Below are 19,379 nucleotides of genomic sequence, written 5' to 3' on the forward strand. Positions count from 1 at the left end.
TAGATCGCCCGACAACTGAAAAAGAGCCCGTTTCGCAAAATCGCGAAACGGGCTCTTTTTTTGGGCTGGACAGGAACGGCGTATGCCTGTGAATGGAACAGAGAATTCGCAGCCGGACGAGAAAAGCGTTTACTCGTCCGCCATCCGGTAAATGGCGGAACTGAGCTTGATGCGTTCTTTGAGTCCGCTGGTCGCATGGATTTGGTTATCGTCCATAATGAAAAAGGCTTCCACACCGGGCTGCTGCTCGATATAGGCCATCCCGTCTTCGAGTCCCATCACAAAAGCGGCGGTGGACAGGGCATCGGCATCCGTCGCTTTGTCGCTGACAATCGTGATACTTTTCAGGCCGTTCTGGGTCGGATAACCGGTACGCGGATCCAGAATATGGTGATAGCGCACCCCGTCTTGGATAAAGAAGCGTTCATACACGCCCGACGAATCGATGGTCTCGTCATTGATCTGGATCGTGCCGAGCTGGCTGCCCCGATTCTTGTCCGGGTCCTGCAGACCGACATTCCAATCCGCGCCGCCCGGTTTGCCGCCGACGGCTATGATGCTGCTGCCGCCGAGGTTGATCAATGCGCTGTCCAGCTGGTGGTCATGCAGATAAGCGGACACCTGGTCGGCCGCATACCCTTTGCCGATCGAACCCAGGTCGAGGACCATGCCCTTTTTTTCAAGTTTGATCGTGCGGTTGGCTTCATCGAGCGTTACGCTGCGGTAGTCCGTCAGGCTGCGCGCTTTGCCCAGATCGGTCTTGGCAGGAACCTGGGCGCCTTCGTGACCGATATCCCACAGATTGATCAGCGGACCGATCGACGGATCGATCAGTCCACCGGTATCTTTCGCATAGGCTAGAGCCATTTTGACAACATCATAAGTTCCCTGGGAGACCTTGACCGCTGATTTTCCGGCTTCGGCGTTCACTTTGTACAGATCGCTTTTTTCGTTCGTCCGGCTGAGCTCCAGATCGATTCTGCCGAGCAGGTCGCGAATTTCGTCTATATGCTGTTCGGTCGCTTTTTCGTCGTAGATTTTGATCGTCGCTACCGTATCGTATACGTAAAAAGTCGCCGACAAAGGTTGAGCCTGTTCGGTTTGCGCCGCTTGGGCCGTCTTGGCCGGCTCTTGGCCGCACCCGCTTAATGCCGTAGTGAGAAGCACAGCGGCAGCCGCCATTTTTATCATTTTTCCCGTAGATTTTCGCATCTTCAAGTCACCGTCCTGTCAGAATGGGCTTTCACCCTTCTGTCTTTTCGACAAAGGTTTGTGAAACGCCTCACATTCATCATACTCCAGGCAGCGATCCAAAAGAGAACGGAAATTAGTCAAATTTTTGATTATTTTTGATGGAAAGTTCTTTTTCCCCTGCGGCTGCGGCATCCAGCATGGCTTTGTAATCGGCGATCATGCGCTTCTCGCGTTTTTTGATTTCCCGGTCTTCTTCGGACAGCGCTTTGTGGAGCGAGACGCACATGCCGATCATAATAATGGCGAAAGGCAGGGCAACCACAATGGAAGCGGTCTGCAGGGCAGTCAAGCCGCCGCTGATCAGCAGGACGACTGCGATCGACGATTGCACGAGGCCCCAGGTAATCTTGATTTTTGAAGAAGGGTTGAGGTTGCCGTTGGAAGACAGCATACCCAGTACAAACGTAGCGGAATCCGCCGAAGTAATAAAGAACATGGCGATTAACAGCAGCGCGATTACAGCGGCAATAGATCCCAGAGGAAGGTTTTGCAGCATCAGGAACAGCGCGGAAGTAACGTCTTCCTTAACCGCTTCGGCAAGGCCGCTGTTTTGGAAGCGCTCGGAGTAAATGCCCGAACCGCCGAATACGGCGAACCAGAAACAGCCGAACAGGCTGGGAACGAGCAGAACCCCCAGAACGAACTGGCGAATCGTGCGTCCCCGAGATACACGGGCGATAAAGGTACCGACAAACGGTGCCCAGGAAATCCACCAGGCCCAGTAAAACAGTGTCCAAGCCGCGACCCAGGTGCTGTCGGAGAACGGCGTCATACGCAGGCTCATCTGGATCAGATTTTGTACGTAGCCTCCAAGTGTAACGGTGAAAGTATCGAAAATGAAAGCGGTAGGGCCAACGAACAAAACGAACAGCATGAGAACGACAGCGACAATCAGGTTCACATTGCTCAAAATGCGTATGCCTTTGTCCAGTCCGGTCGTCGAAGAGATCAGGTACAATACGGTCACAACCGCGATAATAAGCACCTGAACGACGGTAGTGCTGGCATAACCGAATATTTGCTGGATTCCTCCTGCGATCTGCAGCGTGCCCAAGCCGAGCGACGTCGCCACGCCAAAAGCGGTTGCGATGACGGCGAGCACATCGATGGTCTTGCCGATCGGCCCATTGACCCGGTCGCCGAGCAGAGGAACGAATGTGGAACTGATTAGTCCTTTGTAGCCTTTTCTAAACTGGAAGTAAGCGAGTGCGAGAGAGATGACCGAGTAGATCGCCCACGGATGCAGTCCCCAATGGAAAAAGGAATAACGCATCGCGATTCGTGCCGCCTGCGCGGTACCGGGCTCCGTATCTTCCGGCGGGTCGATATAATGGGACACCGGCTCGGCAACCCCCCAGAACACCAAACCGATCCCCATGCCTGCGCTAAACAGCATGGCAAACCAAGAGGTTGTCGAGTATTCGGGCTCATCTTCGTCTTTGCCCAACTTGATGCGGCCAAAACGGCTGAACGCCAGATAGAGGGCAAAAATCAAAAACCCGAAAGCGGAAAGCAGATAAAACCAGCCGAATTTTTCCGTGGAAAAATCCAAAGCCATCTGCGCAGAGCTTCCCAACTGATCGGGAAACAGAGCGCCCCATAAGACAAAAGCAAGAATAATCGCCAAAGCGACGGCGAAAACCATAAATTCAACCCCTTCCCGAGTATGTATTCCCAATCGAGCATCGACCGAGCAGGCCTGCTGACAGTGATTTACCCAGCAAGGAGACAAACGAAAAAAAAGCCGATCAGAGATCGGCGGCGTAGACAAGTCCGAACTGTCGGCGGGCTTCTTCCATGACTTCGGCAGCGGCGAGCGAACAGTCACGCGAATTGACGGAGGATTCGGAAGCGCCCGAGCGAATCACGTCGACGAATTCCTGGATTTCGTAACTCATGACCGGCTTGCCGGCCGGCTCGCTGATATCTTCGATACTGCCGTCGCGGTAGCGGATCTGCACGCTGCCCGGCTCACTGATCTTGTCGATCAGAATGCTGCCGAGTTCTCCTTGAATCTCCGAGGGTACGAGCGAATCGGTGATTTTGGAGAACATCACGACCGCATCCATATCCGCATAGCGGGCCAGGAGGCTGCCTTCGCCGTCTACCCCGGATTCCAGCATATAGGCATTTGCTTTGACTTCCTGCGGCCGGCCGAACAGCAGCACCATCGGATAGATACAGTACAGGCCCAGATCCATCAGCGCTCCGTTGGAGAACTCCGGTCGGAACGCATTGAGCACCATGCCTTCCTTGTAGGCGTCGTAGCGGGAAGAATACTGGCCGTAGTTGGCGAAATAACGCCGGATCGGCCCGATCTTGTGCAGATTCTCCCGCAGCAGGGCAAAGGAAGGAAGCAGCGTCGTCTTGACTGCTTCCATCAGCACGGCACCGCCTTCTTCGGCGGCCGCGAACATCTCGCGGACTTCGCGGCTGTTGGAAGCCATCGGTTTCTCGCACAGGACATGCTTGCCGTTCTTGAGAAACAAGATGGCCTGCTCCGCATGCAGAGAGTTGGGGCTCGCGATATAGACGGCGTCGATCCGGTCGGAAACGGCCATTTCATCCAGGTCCGTAAACGTAGCTCTGATCCCGTAACGGTCCGCGAATTCCCGCGCGCGTCCTTCGGTCCGCGAGTAGACCGCGGCCAGTGCAAGCCCATCCGCCTGCTGCGCCGCGTCGATAAAGCGTTCCGTAATAAAATTCGTGCCGATCATCCCGAATCGAATCATGAAGTAATCCACTCCCAGCTCATGTATTGAAGATACCGTTAACATTCCCGTTTATCATAACATGGACCGCCCGGTTCGCTTCAACTTTTTTTGATTTCGCTTCTGGCGGAGCGCATGGACAAAAAAATGAAAAAGTTCCCGGAATTTCGACGATCCGGCGCTTGGCCGGCGGCGGCTCGGGTAATAGGTCCAAGAATAAGGAAACGCTTCTGCGTTTCCGCAAGCCGGAAAGGAGCTGGAAACCATGCCTGAACAATCCCCTTGGGATCGAACGATTCGCGAGTTTGTAGCCGGTGCCGGAAGTTCCAAAGCGACACCGGGCGGAGGAAGTACCTCCGCCCTGGCGGCGGCGCTCGGATCGGCGATGACTTCGATGGCGGCAAGTCTGTCGCACCGCGGGCGTACACCGGAGCAGCAGGCCGGAATGAACGAGGCCGAACAGGAAATGCAGGGAATCGCGGCCGAATGCGAACGGTTGATGAACGAAGATATGCGCAGTTTCTCCGCTTATTTGGAAGCAAGCGAAGAGGGGGACGAAGAGGACGAAGCCGTTGCCGCCGCAGTCGAGCGCACGATTCAAGTGCCGCTGGATTTGATGAAAGTCTGCGTTCGGGGACTTCGCGGCGCACGCGGCATTGCGGATGCAACCCGTTCGCATGTGCTGTCCGATCTCGGAATCGGACTCGTCATGTTTGAAGCGGCAGCGCGGTCGGCCTATTTGACGGTCAAGATCAATCTGCCCGCCTGCCGGGATTCCCGCACGCGCGAAGCTTACGGAGACGAAGCCGACGTGCTGCTGTTGGAAGCCCAGAAGCTCAAGGAATGGGGACTGAACGAAGTCACGCGCGCGATCGAACGAAGCGCGGAAGAGAGCCGGGGCGGCAGTTGACCGAAATCGAAGGCGGATAGCGCCGGAACCCGAGGAATGGCATAATGGAGAAACAGGACCGGAACCCTCGCTTACAGGAGGCGGCCGGTCTTTGATTTGCGGACGGATGCCTTTTGAATGAAGATTCACTTAGGAGGCCGACCGATACAAGGATAACGAACAGGGAGATGAATCTATGCACGGCGGTCTGCCGGATGAAATCATAAGCGGAGAACATACTCCCGAACAATGGAAGCGGCGAAGGATGGAACTGGAGCGCTGGGCGGGTCGCGAGAAGATTCGCCGGGCTCCCAAGCGGCTGTCTGAGCTGAATGGCGTCGAAGTGGATACCGAACTGCTGGAGGCGCTTCGGCTGTTGAATGAGTCCGGCGTACAAACGGAATTTTCCTGCGCCGGTGTCAGTCCGCTGGACGAACCCGAAGAACATTCGCTGTATGCGTACGTTACGCTGGTGGAGAGCCGGGCGGCGCAGGCGTTTGTCGATTATGCGGCAGTTCGGATGGGGCGGCGTCTGCTCGTCTCCTATGAGTCTTCTCGCCGCCGCTACGACTTGTCTTCGTTCATGCTGGGGCAGAACCGTTCATTTTGTCTGCTGCTGGAGAACTGTGCCCGGGAATATGCCCGCGGCGCCTATCGAAAAGGAGGGAACTGATCCATCATGCTGAGTCTGGAAAAAAGAAGCCGGCAGGTTGTCGGGAAAATGGCCGCCCAGGCGGCAGGCCGTGAACGCCTGCCGAGCGGTCTGTGGTTCCATGACGATATACGGAATAATTTCTATTACGCTTCGTATCTGTACGCCGCCGCAGAAGATCCGGAAATTCGGGTCCGGTTCGACCGGGAACAAGCCAAAGCCACGGCGGAAGACGTATTGGGGCTTGTGCTCGATCTGCAGGATCGCGATGCAGACAGCAGAACCTACGGCCATTGGCCGCTGCATCTGGGCGACGACCCGCAGACCGCCGAACCGAACCCGCTGCCGGTCGAACTAATGGGCAGCCTGATGCTGTATTTTGTCGAGCGGTGCGGCGATTCGCTGACGCCCGGACTGCTGGAACGGTTCGAAGCGGCGCTGAAAGCCGTCTACGACAGTCGGTTCTACGATCGACCGCTGCGCGAATACGGACATCACGAAGCCAAGTATACGGCGGCCAAGCTGCTGTTCGGCACGCATTATGCGGACAAGTCTCTGCTGGAAGACGGACGGCGCTCGCTCAAGAATCTGCTTGCGCGGTTGAACGAACGCGGCATGCACGAATACGGTTCCCAGCCGTGGTTCTGGCATTGGGTCCAGGCCTTCACCTGCGCCCGTCTGCTGCTGGACGACGCGGAGATTACGGACGATCTGAACCGGATACTGGACTATCTGTGGCGCGAGCGCTCGCTGCATTATATCGGCGGAGCCTGGGCCGGGCCGCATGCCCGGCAGCTGGATTCGGATACGCCCAAAGACGGGAATGTCGTCTTCGATTATTTGCAGTATGGCGATTTCCGGCTGCCGCCGCAGCTGGTGCGGGCGGAATACGCGGGATTCCTGTTCTATGAAGCGCCCGAGGATGCAAGAATCGCGGCAATGGACCGTCTCGTCCCGGTCGAAGTCAAGAAGAAGATTCTCAAGCCGCAGGCGGACGGTTCCGCCCGCGAGCTGCACAGTTATACGTACCTGACCGACAGCTACGCGGTCGGCGGGATGTGGGAACGCTCGGAAGAGTTCGATAACGAGCAGCATCGCTGGGATGTGACGCTGCCGCTGTCTTACGAACTGGGCAGCGTCGTGAACCAGGCGTACTTTTTGCATCCGGCTTCCGGGGGTTCGGCCGATGATCTGCGGCACGCCAGCCGGTTTGAACATATTCTGCCGGATCGAGGCGTCGTTATGGCCTTGTATCCGGTGCCCGATCACGAAGACCCGACCCTGGTCGGCGTCCTGCCCAAAGGCGAATGGATCCGTGAAGAGCGGTCCGTCTTCGTGCAGGCCGGAGGTGCTTATCTGGCCGTTTATTTGCGGCACGGTTTCGAATCGGAAGAGAGCGGCGACCGGATACTGGTGCGCAGTACAGGACCTTGCGGTGCCGTCGTGATCGAAGCGGCAAGTGTCGAGGAAGCGGAAAGTCTCGATGTCGAAGACCTGGAAGGGTTCGCCGAATTGATGCGCGGCCGAGCGCCTGTGTTCGGTGAAGACGGCCGAACTGTCAGCTATCGCAGTCTGCACAGTCGGCGGCTTGCGCTTGCGCTTGGAGCAGGCGGCGAAGCACAGGCATCGATCAACGGCGAAGAAACGGGATTTTCGGACTACGCGGTCTAAGCTCCCGCAGGATCCGCCGCATGTCCGGGTATGACAAACAGTCACGTTCCTTGGAGGAACGTGACTGTTTGGGCTGTGCACAGCGCGGGAGTTCCGAATGGATTACCGCTTCGGGATCTGCTGCTTCGCCGATATTGTTGTTAAACCGGTTCGCTTTCGTTAAAAGGCGAGAGGAAAGATTTAGGTACTTCCGTTTCGAAAGTGGAGGTTCGGCCGGTGGTCGGGTGGACGAAACTCAGTTTGTGCACATGCAGGCCGAGACGGCCCAGAATACGCAGCGCCGAACCGTATTTCTTATCGCCGACGATCGGATGTCCGATGTCCTCGAACTGGGCCCGGATCTGGTTCTTGCGGTGGGTCTCGGTCGTGACTTCGAGCAGCGACGCCTGGCCGTTGGCCCGAAGGCGTTTGTAATGCAGCACGGCACGCAGACCGTCGCCTTCGGTACGGCTGGCGTACATCTTGAGCGTTTTGGTCTCGCGCAGCCAGGAAGTGACGGTATCGGACTCCGCTCTTACCTTGCCTTCGACAAGTACCGTATAGGCCTGTTTGATCGTTCCTGCATCCCATTGTTCCATCAGAGCTTCCTTGGCGGCTGTGTTTCTTGCCAGCAGCATCACACCGGAAGCGTCTTTTTCGAGCAGCTGCAGCGCGAACAATCGGCCCTGCTGGTCGCTTTGGCGAATATGGCCCATCAGCTGGCGGTACACGGTATTGTCTTCTTCGCGCGAAGAAGACATGGACAGCAGACCGGCTTCTTTGCGGATCACGATGACGTCTTCGTCTTCATGCAGGATGCGCAGGCCGCTCAGTTTGACTTTCGGTTTGGCGCGCTCTTTGCCGATGACCACGGTCTGGCCGGGCTGCAGCGGATGATCGTACAAGGTGACGACGGTGCCGTCGACCCGGACCTGTCCGTGTGCCAGCACCGACTTGACGGAGTTGCGGCCCATGCCTTTCAGATGCTCGAGCAGAAAAGCCAGAAGTTCGGCCGGCTGCGAGACCGTAAAGCTGCGGGACTGCGCTTCGGCTTTTTGACGGCGCGCTTCTTCGCGAACCGCGAAGGAATTATCTTTTTGGACACCGGGAGGGCGTTTCTTGCCGCCTGGTCGTTTATTCGTATAAGCCATGATCGGATAAGCTCCATTCTGGAAAAAGGATCGTAGGGCGCAAACGGCCGTTCGGAGAGCCGGAAAATAAGCCGTCCGGACCGGGAATCGCCGAATTCACTATACCAGAGCCGCCGTCAAAAGGCCAGGGATAACGGGATCGGGCTGCGTGTCTGCCGTCAGACCGGCATCAGCCGGGTGGCGATCGTGACCCGGCTGATGCTCGTGATCGCGACCAGAGCCATGATGAGTGCGGCCATGCCATTTTTTCCGAACCGAAGGATGCTCTTTTCCTAGGTCCCGTCGGGCGCGCCCGTGTGCATCAAGACAGTCCAAGCGAACGTGACGGATTTTGAAAAAAAGAATATTTGTTCGCGTACGGCGGTTGCCCGATCGGGGGATGCCCGGTAAAATATAGAAAGAACGCATCGATGACGCGGCGGAGAACGGTTCGGCCGATCCCGCGTCCTTGCCGAAGCTTCCGAACGAACAGCGGCATACCGAAAATGCGCAGTCCCGGAGAACGCCTTAGGCGGGAAGCGGGGCTGCATCGATACATGCCGCGATAACGGACTTCCTGCCGGGTGCCGAAGAAGAGTGAATATACGGGAATGCCGACCGAGGCATTCCCTTTAAGGAGTTTTGCATAATGGCTATCGAAGAAACGAAGCTGATGGAGCAGGCCGGAGAGCTGCTGCAGAAGTATTACGGCTATCCCGATTTTCGCGAAGGTCAGAAAAAGATCGTCGAAAGTCTGCTGACGCGCAGCGATACGCTGGGCATTATGCCGACCGGCGGCGGTAAATCGATCTGCTACCAGATTCCCGCGCTGATGATGGAAGGCCTGACGCTGGTCGTCTCGCCGCTGATCTCGCTTATGAAAGACCAGGTGGACGCGCTTGTTACCAACGGAATCGCGGCGGCCTATATCAACAGTACGCTCAGCGGACGCGAAGTGAACGACCGGATCCGTGCGGCGCAGCGCGGCGAGCTGAAGCTGCTGTATGTGGCGCCGGAGCGTCTTGAGCTGGACTGGTTCCGCGAAGAAATGTCCAACCTGCGCATCGACTGCGTAGCCGTCGACGAAGCGCACTGCGTCTCGCAGTGGGGACACGACTTCCGGACGAGTTACCTGGCCGTCGCGCCGTTCGTCGATTCGCTGCCGCACCGTCCGACCGTGGCCGCTTTTACCGCGACGGCAACGCCGCAGGTCATGGACGATATCGTCCGGCTGCTGGAGCTGCAGGGAGCCAATACGTTCGTTACCGGACTCGGGCGCGACAATCTGGCGTTTTCCGTGCTGCGGGGCGAGAGCAAGAAAGACTATATTTTCGACTATGCCAAAACGCATGCAAGCGAAGCGGGGATCGTCTATGCCGCAACGCGCAAAGAAGTGGATGAGCTGTATTCTAAGCTGTCGATGCAGGGCTTGTCCGCGGGGCGCTACCACGCGGGCATGAGCGACGTGGAGCGCGAAAGCGCGCAGGAAGCTTTTCTGTACGACGATGTGCGTGTGATGGTGGCGACCAATGCGTTCGGGATGGGGATCGACAAATCCAACGTCCGCTACGTCATCCACTATAATATGCCCAAAAATATGGAAGCCTATGTCCAGGAAGCGGGACGTGCGGGACGCGACGGCGAGCCGAGCGAATGTATTTTGCTCTTCAGCGCGCAGGATATCGTCGTCCAGAAATTCCTGATCGAGCAGAACGGACAGGAAGAAGAACGGCGTCACAACGAATACCGCAAGCTGCAGCAGATGGTTGACTACTGTTATACGACCCGATGCCTGCGCAGCTCCCAGCTGGATTATTTTGGCGAAGAACACGCGGATGAACCGTGCGGAACCTGCAGTTCGTGCCGCGACGACCGCGAAATTATCGATATTACGGTGGAGGCCCAGAAGATCTTCTCCTGCATCTACCGGATGAGAGAGCGTTTCGGCGCTTCGATGGTGGCGGGCGTACTCAAAGGCTCGCGCAACAAAAAGGTGCTGCAGTACAAGTTCGACCAGCTATCGACGTACGGCATGATGAACGGCAAAACGGAAAAAGAAATCGTCGACATGATCAATGTCCTGGCTTCGGAAGGGTATCTGGAGCTGACCGAAGGGCAGTATCCCGTCGTCAAGCTGCGTCCGCTGGCCACGGAAGTGCTCAAAGGCGGCCGTCAGGTGTTCCAGCGCGAAGCCCGCAAAGCGTCGTTCGCGGCGGCTTCCGGTTCGCGGAGCAGCCGTCCGCGCGCGGACGCCAAGCTGTCTGCGGTGGAGATCACCATCTTCGAGCAGCTGCGCCTGATCCGGCGCGAGCTGGCGGAGAAAGAACATGTGCCGTCCTATATCATCTTCAACGATGCGACGCTGAGCGAGATGAGTATCCATAAGCCGAGAACGGAATTCGAGATGCTGCGGATCAAAGGCGTGGGCGAAGTGAAATACCGCAAATACGGCCGTCCTTTCCTGGAGTTTTTCCAAAACCGGGAAAGCGATGCCGGCGGCGGAAGTTCGGATGTCGACGACGGAGGCTATTACGATATGGAAGCTCCGCCGGAAGACGACTCCAGTCTGTTCGCCTATTACGAGGATCACGATTCCTGAGAGCCGGCCGAAGGAAGAAGCTGACCGGGAGCGAAGACAGGCCCGGAGCTGCAAAGAAGCCGCCCAGGCATTTCGGTTGATAAAAAAAAGCTTCCCGCATACTGCGGGAAGCTTTTTTGTCGTGGAAAGGCGCAGAAGAAGACGCTTCCTGCGTTCTGATTTATTTCTCCGCTGCCGGGAAATGGCCGTCCAGCCAGACGATCCAATCCGCGATCACTTCGTCGCGGTTGGTCTCGAATACGAGCTCATGCCGGGCTTCGCGGTACAGCCGGCAGTCCAGATCCGCGAGTCCGCGCTGCTCGTAAGCGTTCTTCAAGCTTTCCAGCGCTTCCGCGCCGCCTACGGGATCAAGCTCGCCGCAGCAGAGCAGCACGGGGGCTTCCGGGTCGATTCGCCGGATAGATTCCGGCTGCTGCAGTTCCAGCAGCAGCTGGAAGAAGTCGCGGTAGAATCCGCAGCTGAACAGCGTCTGCCCGTAATGGCGCGCAAATTGATCGACGGCTTCCTCGTCCCGCGACAGCCAGTCGAAGCGGGTGCGGCGAGGCTTGAAGCCGCGGCCGAACGGGCCGAAGACAAGCGCGTTCAACGCAAGCGAAGCGAACGCGGGCGAGAGCAGCCGCGCTTCGGCGGCGGCCAGCGCGCCGCCGAGCTTCAGCGGCAGCGCCGCGCGTTCGCCGCCGATTCCCGTCAGGATAAAGCCGGCGTATTCCGCCGGACGGTCGGCCATCAGCTTCCGGGCGAGAAACGAGCCCATGCTGTGGCCCAGCAGAACGACCGGCGCCCCCGGGTGGCGCCGGCGAATCTCCGCCGCGACCTTGACCAGGTCGCGGCCCATACCGTTGAGCGCATCGGGCCCTGCGTAGCCCTGGCGCAGCGGTCCGGCCGGCGTATCGCCGACCGTACGGCCGTGGCCGCGATGGTCGCCGGCGTACACGGCATAGCCCGCCGCGTTCAGGGCCGCGGCGAGCGCGGCGTAGCGGCCGCCGTTCTCGCCCATGCCGTGCGAAATCTGCACGACCGCACGCGGCTGTTCCACGGGCCAGGCGCTGACGAAGACCGAGACTTCGTCGGCGCCTTCGAGCATGAACGAGCTGCCCGGATGGTCTGCCTGTCTGGGCAGGGACTGCTGGTTATCCGTACCGATTCGGCCCGGCGTTCTGGTCTTTCTCGCTTTGGGGAATTTCGGCTTGAGCGCGAATCGCGCCGAATCGCCGCTTCGTTGGCTGCGCATGGTGTGATCCCTCCCGGATGTCTGGATATCTGCTTTTCCGGCTTGGCCGAAGATGTCTTCATGCTGATGTATACCCGTTTTTGAAGGGATCCGATTGCGAATAGGCCGATATACGCAAAGAAAAGCCGAAAATCCTATAGGAGCGGCGCTCCGGATTTTCGGCTGGATCTGCTTATTCGTTAGATTTTATAAGTCGTTTGCACGCTGTCAGCTACGGGTTCTTCGCGGCAGACCGGCTAAATCTTCTCGACCGCGATCAGATAAGGGGCTTCCGGCCGCTGCGGCTGCCGGTAGACAATCACCCGCGCCGCGGAAACCGGCAGGCCGCCGGCCCAGGCTTCGACTGCCTGCGCTTCGGCGCCGCCTCCGTCATGCCCCGGATACAGCACCGCGGTCAGAATGCCTTTGGGACGCAGCAGCGACAGCGCCGCTTCCAGAGCGGGCAGCGTCGATGCCGGCGTCGTCATGACGCTGAGATCTTCGGCTCCCGGCAGATAGCCGAGATTGAACATGACCGCGCCGACCCTGCCATGGGATTCGGCCGGCAGCGCCTGGGCCATTTCCGCGTGGCTGCGCAGCAGCAGCTCGGCATAAGCGATCCTGCCGCCTGCTGCAGGGCGACGGCCCGGACCGCTTCCCTGCGCTTCCTGCTCCAGACGCGCCCGCGCCCGATCCAGCGCGCTCTGCTGGATATCGAATCCGTAGACGCGCCCCCGGGCTCCGGCAAGCCGGGCCAGAAACAGCGTGTCCGCACCCGTACCCACGGTAGCGTCGACAGCGATCTCGCCGGGCTGCAGCCTTTTTTGAATCAGCTGCTGGGCGAAGTTAAGCACCGATACGAATCCCATACGATCAACCTTTCCAGTGCTTGCCCTGCCAGGTACCGCGACGTTTCAGCTCGTCATCGATCCCGTTCAGCACTTCCCATTTCTTCAGGCTCCACATGGGACCGACAAGCAGATCCCGAGGCGCATCGCCCGTCAGGCGGTGTACGATCATTTCCGGAGGAAGCATCTCCAGCGTATCGGCGATCAGGCCGATATATTCGTCCCGCTCCAGCAAACGGAGCAGTCCGGCTTCGTACTGCTTGACCATCGGCGTTTTGCGCATGAGATGCAGCAGATGGATCTTGATGCCCTGAACGCCCATATGGGCGACGGCACGTCCGGTATCCAGCATCATTTCGTGCGTTTCCTGCGGAAGACCGTAAATGATATGCGCGCAAACGCGGATTCCCCGTGCGCGCAGCTTGGCAACCGCTTCTTCGTAGCAGGCCGTATCGTGCGCCCGGTTGATGAGCACGGAAGTCGATTCGTGGATCGTTTGCAGGCCCATTTCGACCCACAGATAAGTTCGTTCGTTCAATTCGGCCAGATAATCGATGACTTCGTCGGGCAGGCAGTCCGGCCGAGTAGCGATAGCAAGCCCGACAACGCCCGGCTGCTTGAGGATTTCTTCATAATATTCGCGCAGCGTCTCAACCGGCGCATACGTATTCGTATAGGCCTGGAAATACCCGATATATTTGGCGCTCGGCCATTTCAGGTGCTGGCGGTCGCGGATATTGTTGAACTGGGTAACGAGATCGTCGCGGCGGCTGCCGGCGAAATCGCCCGATCCGCGTGCGCTGCAGAAGGTGCACCCGCCTTTGGCGATCGAGCCGTCACGGTTGGGGCAGGAAAATCCGGCATCGAGCATGACCTTGAATACTTTGTCTCCAAATTGGTCGTGCATTTCGGTATTCCAGGTATGGAATCGCTTGTCGCTCCAGAGCAGCGGCGCTGCCGGTTCGATCGTCGGGATAAGGGAAGACATGGGTCGAACTCCTTTCGGTATCAGTCAATCTTTAATTCTAGCAAAATCGGCAGGAAGAAAAAACATCAATTCGGTGAACACCGTTTTGAACCGAAAAATAAAAGTTAAAAAAATAAATTTTGCGCTTGATATATATTACATGGATGTGTTATATTTATCCCGAGATCGGAAGACGGGTTAAACAGCGTCGCATCAACAATGGTAACGCTATCAATAAAGCCCGGCACAAGCCGATTATTTTATAGAAATGAAGAGGTGATTGACGATGACAACTCAATTTGCAGCGAATCATGCGGACGAGAAAGTATCGGTTGAACTGACCCGCGAAGAAGCGTTGGCGCTGACCGGCGTACGTTTCCACAACGGACATAAGATTGAAGTGGATGCCCGCAAGAAAATTCGCAGTGCTTTTGAAAAGGCATTCGATATTGCCGAGGATCGCGCGGAATAAACGAGACTGGGGTTCGAATACGTGCCCTTTCGGTTAACCGGATTATCTGTCCCGGCATAGATGAGCGGTTTCGGCAAACGTTTTGTTCGCCGGAAGCCGCATTAGGAAGCCCTTCCTCGAGGAAGGGCTTCTTTTTCGCGCGGAAAGGCGTTGGCGGGGTTCATCGTCCGTTTTTGATCTTTACTTTTCGCGGGAACTTGGGCACAATAAGGCGGAGGCTGGCCCGGAAGCGGACATCGATTCGAACGAAGCGGGAGGCGGGCGACAAAGACGATCGGAATCGTCGGCAGAACATGGCGCCGGCAGCCGAGGATCGGGTTTGCAGCCGCCGAGCCGAGATTTTTATAGCGGAGGAATGACATGCGTTTACGCGGAAGAAAAGGAATCCGGGAAAACCTGGAGGCACAACCGGAATTGGTTGTTCTCGAACCGGAACAGTATAAGGGACGTTGGGCCGAGCTGTTCGGCAACGACCATCCGATTTATGTGGAACTTGGCATGGGCAAAGGGCGCTTTATCAGCGGCACAAGCGTGCGCAATCCCGAAGCGAACTTTATCGGTATCGACATGTACGACGAGCTGGTTCGCCGGGCAAGCGAGAAAGCGAGAGCGGCCTGGGCGGAACTCGGCCACGAGACGCCGCCGAGCCTGATGCTCGCGCGCGCCAACGTCGAGAAGCTCGAAGATATTTTTGCGCCGGGCGAACTGGAACGCATTTATTTGAATTTCAGCGATCCCTGGCCGAAAAAGAAACATGCCCGCCGCCGCCTGACGCATCCCCGTTTCCTGGAGATGTACAAGCGCGTGCTGAACACGGACGGACAGATCCATTTCAAGACGGATTCGGAGACGCTGTTCGAATTCTCGCTGAATTCGTTTGCGGACTCGGGACTGCAGATGACCAATATCAGCTTGAACCTGCACCGCGACGGTATCAACGAAGAACACGTCATGACGGAATACGAACATAAATTCATGGGCAAAGGCATGAATATCCATCGCTGCGAAGTCGTGATCGGCGAGCGTGCGCTCGAACGCTACGACGAGATCCGTATGGAGCCTTACCGCATCTCGCCCGACGAGAGAGCGGCCCTCGCCGCCGAAGAAGCCGAGGAGCAGGCGCAAGCTTCCGAAGACGAGAAGTCCGGAAGCGAAGCCTGATCTTTTGGTGCAGTCTTAAAAACTTGCCTTCGAGCTTGAAGCTAAAAAACGAACTTGAAGCATGTTTTTACAACCAAGGGCAGGCCGTTCACGGGAAGTGTCACTCCCGAACGACCTGCCCTTTTTTCTTCTGCTTTTTCCCCTATCCCCAAAAAGAAAAGGCGCCTTCCCTGAATCGCTCAGAGAGACACCTTATTCGTGGTTTCCAATATTTCGATAATGCGCTTGGCGCTCTGCATCGGCCGCAGCTTCTCGATGTTCAGACGGCTTTCCGCGCGGCGCCTCGCAAGCTCCGCATATTCATGTTCGTCCGTGAGGCGCGACATCCATTTGCCGACCACCTCAAGCGAAGACAACCGTTCTCCCCAACCTTTGCTGGTGAAGTATTCGCAGTTTTCTTCTTCCTGACCGGGAAGCGGATTGTGGAACAGCATCGGAATGGCTTTGGCCAGTCCTTCGGTGCAGGTCATGCCGCCCGGCTTCGTAATAAGCAGGTCGGAAGCTTCCATCAGTTTGTCGATCTCTTTGGTATAGCCGATCACGTGGACATTCTCATGCTGGAAACGGGGATCTTTTTTCAGCTTCCGCATCGCTTTTTCGTTGCTGCCGACGCAGAAGACCAGCTGGATATTCTGGCGCCACCGGGTTAGATAAGGATTGAGTACGTCTCCGTTCATCAATCCCCAGCCGCCGCTCATGACGAGCACCGTAGGCATATCCTTGAGTCCCATGTCCTGCAGAATGCCCGCTTTGACAGGATGTTCCCAGAAGCTCGGATGAACGGGAATACCGGTCACGTCGATCCGCAGCGGCGAGACGCCGCGCTGCAGAACCTTGGTTTTGACTTCCTGCGTGGAAACCAGGTAGTGGTCCACGCCCGAACTGATCCAGGTTCCGTGCGCGTCGTAATCGGTAATGACCGTGCAGAGCGGAACTCGCAGGCCCAATCGTTTGAGCCGGGAGATGACCGCGCTCGGAATCGGATGCGTGCAGACAACGAGATCCGGCTTGAGCTGCTCGACGACTTCGCGCGCGTGCGCGTAGAAAAGCCGGTGCAGAGCAAGCGTGGTCAGACGGTTCAGCGATTTCTTGTACTGCTGTTTGTACATCATGCTCACGAACCGGGGTTGGGTAACCACCGTTTTCTTATAGGCGTTGATGAACAGCGGCGCGACTTTGGGGTTCAGAAAGCTCCCCAGTTCCAGCACCCGCGCCTGAACGTCGGGAGAAAGCTTGCGAAGGCTGCCGGACAGGGCGTAGGCGGCCCGCGTATGCCCGGTGCCGAAACCTTCCGACAGAATCAGCACTCTGTATTTGGACACGTTTTTCGTCACCTTTTTCGCAAAGGCCCGCTGCCGTCGTCCGTGACGCGGAAAGACGGGCCCATTTTTCGATTTGCCTGTTTTTGCAGGCGGCTACCCTTCCTACGATAGCCGCTTTAAGGCCATAATGCAACCGTAAGCCAAGCGGTCAGAGAGCCGATCACTCCCCCTGCCAGCACGTCGGACGGATAGTGCAGACCGAGGTACATGCGGGAGGTTCCTACAATTAACGCGATCGGAAGCAGAATGGCCGTTGTCCAGGGAATCAGGATCATGATCGGGACCGTGACCGAGAAGATGGCCGTCGTGTGTCCGGAAGGGAACGAATGGTCCACAAGCGGATTACGGAACGTGTTCGTTTCCGGCAGCGCAAGATGGGGCCGCACGCGCGGGTACAGCTTTTTGACGATCGCGACCGGCACATGGCTGACGGCAAGCGCCACAAGCGAATGCAGAGCCGCCGAGTTCCATGGAGCTGGAGCGAGCCAGGAGGCGAGGACGGTCGCCGTGATCGTGAAGGTGGCGCCGCCCAAATGCGTCAGGTAATAAAGCAGGATACTCAAGACGCGGTGGTGCAGACGTCCATTGACCCATTTGAAAAGGCGCTGGTCCAGTTGGCTCAGCTTAATCAGCAGGCTACGCATAAGATACCTCCGGAGAAAGAGCCCGAGCGATTGGAGAAGGCGACGGGGCTATCTTTTTTTGCTGCGAAACGACGGTTTCCATAGCGGGTGGCAGTTTTGACTCTATCAACCCCGAATTATACAATGATTCAAGGGAATTATAATAGGGTTAAAAAAAATTAACCGAATTTGCCCAACTTTTATCATCCTTTCACGTTTATTATTAAAGATGGGAAGAACGGGAGGTGGGCGAATCCCGAGAGTCCAAGCTTTTTCAGGGCCGAAAGCTCGAAAGCCGGCGATATCCGTACGAAATGGCGCTGCGGAAGCGAAACGGCAGGGTGCTGCGGCGAATTTGAAGGCAAGGGCTTCTTTTTTTGCCCCGCATCACGAATTCACGCTTTTGACAAATGTCCGCAAAATCGCCAGAATCGAAAAGAACGATTTCTAACCGTCTACAAACAAAACAGGGTCATGCAAGGTCGCTGCGGAACACAAGGCACAGAAAACACAAAAAAAGAATCTTTCTGTGAACATAGGGGTAACAAAAAGGGGGTTCAACCAATCATGCTGCAAGGAATATTCATGACGCTCCAGGTGCTGCTGGCCATAATCGGAGTGTATCAGTTTGGTTTCGCACTGTTCGGATTGTACAAAAAGAAAAAGCAGGAACCGTTTGAACCGCAAAAGTCGTTCGCCATTCTGGTGGCCGCCCACAACGAGGAGCAGGTCATCGGGGCGCTCATGGAAAACTTGAAACGTCTCAAGTATCCGAAGGAATTGTACGACGTATTCGTCATTTGCGATAACTGTACGGACAAAACGGCGGAGATCGTGCGCGAACACGGCTGGAATGCCTGCGTACGTACGAATCCTAACCTCCGGGGCAAAGGATACGCCATCGAGTGGATGCTGGGAGAGCTCTGGAAGCTCGACCGCGAATATGACGGCATCGTGATGCTGGACGCGGACAACCTGGCCCACACGGACTTCCTGATCGGCATGAACGACGATCTTTGCCGGGGAGCCCAAGTCATCCAGGGTTACATCGATACGAAGAACCCGAACGATTCGTGGATCACGGCCGCTTACGGGATTTCGTATTGGTACATCAACCGGTTGTGGCAGCTGTCGCGCCATAACCTGAACATGGCCAACTTCCTCGGGGGCACGGGCATGTGTTTCGACAACAAGCTGCTCAAGGAAATGGGCTGGGGCGCAACGAGCCTGGTCGAGGACTTGGAGTTCACCATGCGGTGCGTCGCGCGCGGCGTATATCCGAAGTTCAACTATCACGCGAAAATTTACGACGAGAAGCCGCTGACGTTCAAAGCTTCCTCCGTTCAGCGTCTGCGCTGGATGCAGGGACACTTCACGGTAGCGCGCAAATACTTCTTCCCGCTTCTATGGAAAAGTATCCGCGATCGCAGCCTGGTGAAGTTCGACATGGCGCTGTACGCGGTCAACGTGTACAGCGTGCTGCTGACGCTGATGCTGACCGTCGTGCTGTACGGCGACATCGTATTGTTTGACGGCCCGCATCTGGTGACCATGTATACGTACATGCCGCTGTGGGTAGCTGCCGGAGCCATTGTGGCCCAGGTCGCTGTATTCTTCGTCGCCATGATTCTGGAAAAGGTCAAATCGTGGAAAGTGTATGTGTATATGCTGCTTTTCCCGATCTACCTGCTGTCGTGGTTCCCGATCACGTTCTATGCGTTCTTCACGCAGAACAACAAGCAGTGGAGCCACACCAAGCATACCCGGGTCGTTAGACTGGACGAAATGCAAAGCGAACAAAGCTAAAAAGAAACCGGAAAGCCGCACAAACAATTTTCGAAAAAGGTCTTTACAAGAATGCGACTTTCCGGTATAGTAGTCAAAGTGTTGT

Annotated in this window: 16 protein-coding genes; 7 read left to right on the top strand and 9 right to left on the bottom strand. The window is 56.9% G+C overall.

Features of this window, described 5'->3' with window-relative positions; translation table 11 throughout:
• Positions 1-129: 129 nt before the first annotated feature.
• The 3 genes from HRQ60_RS18900 to HRQ60_RS18910 all read right to left on the bottom strand — a co-directional run bounded on the left by HRQ60_RS18900 (position 130) and on the right by HRQ60_RS18910 (position 3,986).
• Positions 130-1,212 carry an FAD:protein FMN transferase gene (locus tag HRQ60_RS18900; protein ID WP_172198798.1) on the bottom strand — a complete coding sequence of 361 codons (1,083 nt, stop codon included), beginning with the start codon at positions 1,210-1,212 and terminating at the stop codon, positions 130-132.
• 115 nt (positions 1,213-1,327) lie between these two features.
• Positions 1,328-2,899: a glycine betaine uptake BCCT transporter gene (locus HRQ60_RS18905; protein WP_172198801.1), complete on the bottom strand. Its 1,572-nt coding sequence runs from the start codon at positions 2,897-2,899 to the stop codon at positions 1,328-1,330.
• 103 nt (positions 2,900-3,002) lie between these two features.
• Complete coding sequence (locus HRQ60_RS18910; protein ID WP_172198804.1) at positions 3,003-3,986, bottom strand: Gfo/Idh/MocA family protein; 984 nt, start codon at positions 3,984-3,986, stop codon at positions 3,003-3,005.
• A 244-nt stretch (positions 3,987-4,230) separates the two neighbouring features.
• Between HRQ60_RS18910 and HRQ60_RS18915 the strand changes: the two genes are divergently transcribed.
• The 3 genes from HRQ60_RS18915 (at position 4,231) to HRQ60_RS18925 (ending at position 7,177) form a co-directional block, all read left to right on the top strand.
• On the top strand, positions 4,231-4,875 hold the full coding sequence (locus HRQ60_RS18915; RefSeq protein ID WP_172198806.1) for a cyclodeaminase/cyclohydrolase family protein: 645 nt from the start codon (positions 4,231-4,233) through the stop codon (positions 4,873-4,875).
• 175 nt (positions 4,876-5,050) lie between these two features.
• Positions 5,051-5,527 (top strand): hypothetical protein, encoded by a 477-nt coding sequence (locus HRQ60_RS18920; protein ID WP_172198808.1) that lies wholly within the window; start codon positions 5,051-5,053, stop codon positions 5,525-5,527.
• A 6-nt stretch (positions 5,528-5,533) separates the two neighbouring features.
• Positions 5,534-7,177, top strand: coding sequence for a hypothetical protein (locus HRQ60_RS18925; protein ID WP_172198810.1), 1,644 nt, complete (start codon positions 5,534-5,536; stop codon positions 7,175-7,177).
• Positions 7,178-7,317: 140 nt separating this feature from the next.
• Here HRQ60_RS18925 and HRQ60_RS18930 read toward each other — a convergent pair whose 3' ends face one another.
• A complete protein-coding gene (locus HRQ60_RS18930) occupies positions 7,318-8,307 on the bottom strand; it encodes an RluA family pseudouridine synthase (RefSeq protein ID WP_172198812.1) in 990 nt (329 codons plus the stop codon).
• A gap of 628 nt (positions 8,308-8,935) precedes the next feature.
• On the opposite strand from HRQ60_RS18930, the gene recQ reads away from it, so the two are divergent.
• A complete protein-coding gene (gene recQ / locus HRQ60_RS18935; protein ID WP_172198814.1) occupies positions 8,936-10,885 on the top strand; it encodes a DNA helicase RecQ in 1,950 nt (649 codons plus the stop codon).
• Positions 10,886-11,045: 160 nt separating this feature from the next.
• On the opposite strand, the gene HRQ60_RS18940 is transcribed toward recQ, so the two are convergent.
• The 3 genes from HRQ60_RS18940 to mnmL form a co-directional block, all read right to left on the bottom strand.
• The gene (locus HRQ60_RS18940; protein ID WP_172198816.1) at positions 11,046-12,116 is read right to left on the bottom strand and encodes an alpha/beta fold hydrolase; all 1,071 of its coding nucleotides are present in this window, start codon (positions 12,114-12,116) and stop codon (positions 11,046-11,048) included.
• A gap of 236 nt (positions 12,117-12,352) precedes the next feature.
• Positions 12,353-12,964, bottom strand: a complete 612-nt coding sequence (mnmM, locus tag HRQ60_RS18945; RefSeq protein ID WP_172198818.1) for a tRNA 5-(aminomethyl)-2-thiouridylate-methyltransferase MnmM — start codon at positions 12,962-12,964, stop codon at positions 12,353-12,355.
• A 4-nt stretch (positions 12,965-12,968) separates the two neighbouring features.
• On the bottom strand, positions 12,969-13,931 hold the full coding sequence (gene mnmL, locus HRQ60_RS18950; RefSeq protein WP_172198820.1) for a tRNA modification radical SAM protein MnmL/YtqA: 963 nt from the start codon (positions 13,929-13,931) through the stop codon (positions 12,969-12,971).
• A 265-nt stretch (positions 13,932-14,196) separates the two neighbouring features.
• On the opposite strand from mnmL, the gene HRQ60_RS18955 reads away from it, so the two are divergent.
• Together HRQ60_RS18955 and trmB are read left to right on the top strand one after the other, a co-directional pair.
• Positions 14,197-14,382, top strand: coding sequence for a hypothetical protein (locus tag HRQ60_RS18955; protein WP_172198823.1), 186 nt, complete (start codon positions 14,197-14,199; stop codon positions 14,380-14,382).
• A 360-nt stretch (positions 14,383-14,742) separates the two neighbouring features.
• Positions 14,743-15,543 (top strand): tRNA (guanosine(46)-N7)-methyltransferase TrmB, encoded by an 801-nt coding sequence (gene trmB / locus HRQ60_RS18960; RefSeq protein WP_172198825.1) that lies wholly within the window; start codon positions 14,743-14,745, stop codon positions 15,541-15,543.
• Between the two features lie 179 nt (positions 15,544-15,722).
• On the opposite strand, the gene HRQ60_RS18965 is transcribed toward trmB, so the two are convergent.
• Positions 15,723-16,865, bottom strand: a complete 1,143-nt coding sequence (locus HRQ60_RS18965; RefSeq protein ID WP_172198826.1) for an MGDG synthase family glycosyltransferase — start codon at positions 16,863-16,865, stop codon at positions 15,723-15,725.
• A gap of 116 nt (positions 16,866-16,981) precedes the next feature.
• Positions 16,982-17,509 carry a phosphatase PAP2 family protein gene (locus tag HRQ60_RS18970; protein WP_172198827.1) on the bottom strand — a complete coding sequence of 176 codons (528 nt, stop codon included), beginning with the start codon at positions 17,507-17,509 and terminating at the stop codon, positions 16,982-16,984.
• 546 nt (positions 17,510-18,055) lie between these two features.
• Between HRQ60_RS18970 and HRQ60_RS18975 the strand changes: the two genes are divergently transcribed.
• Positions 18,056-19,294 (top strand): glycosyltransferase family 2 protein, encoded by a 1,239-nt coding sequence (locus HRQ60_RS18975; protein WP_172198828.1) that lies wholly within the window; start codon positions 18,056-18,058, stop codon positions 19,292-19,294.
• Positions 19,295-19,379: the final 85 nt, after the last annotated feature.

The organism is Saccharibacillus qingshengii (assembly GCF_013185195.1).
GTDB lineage: Bacteria > Bacillota > Bacilli > Paenibacillales > Paenibacillaceae > Saccharibacillus > Saccharibacillus qingshengii.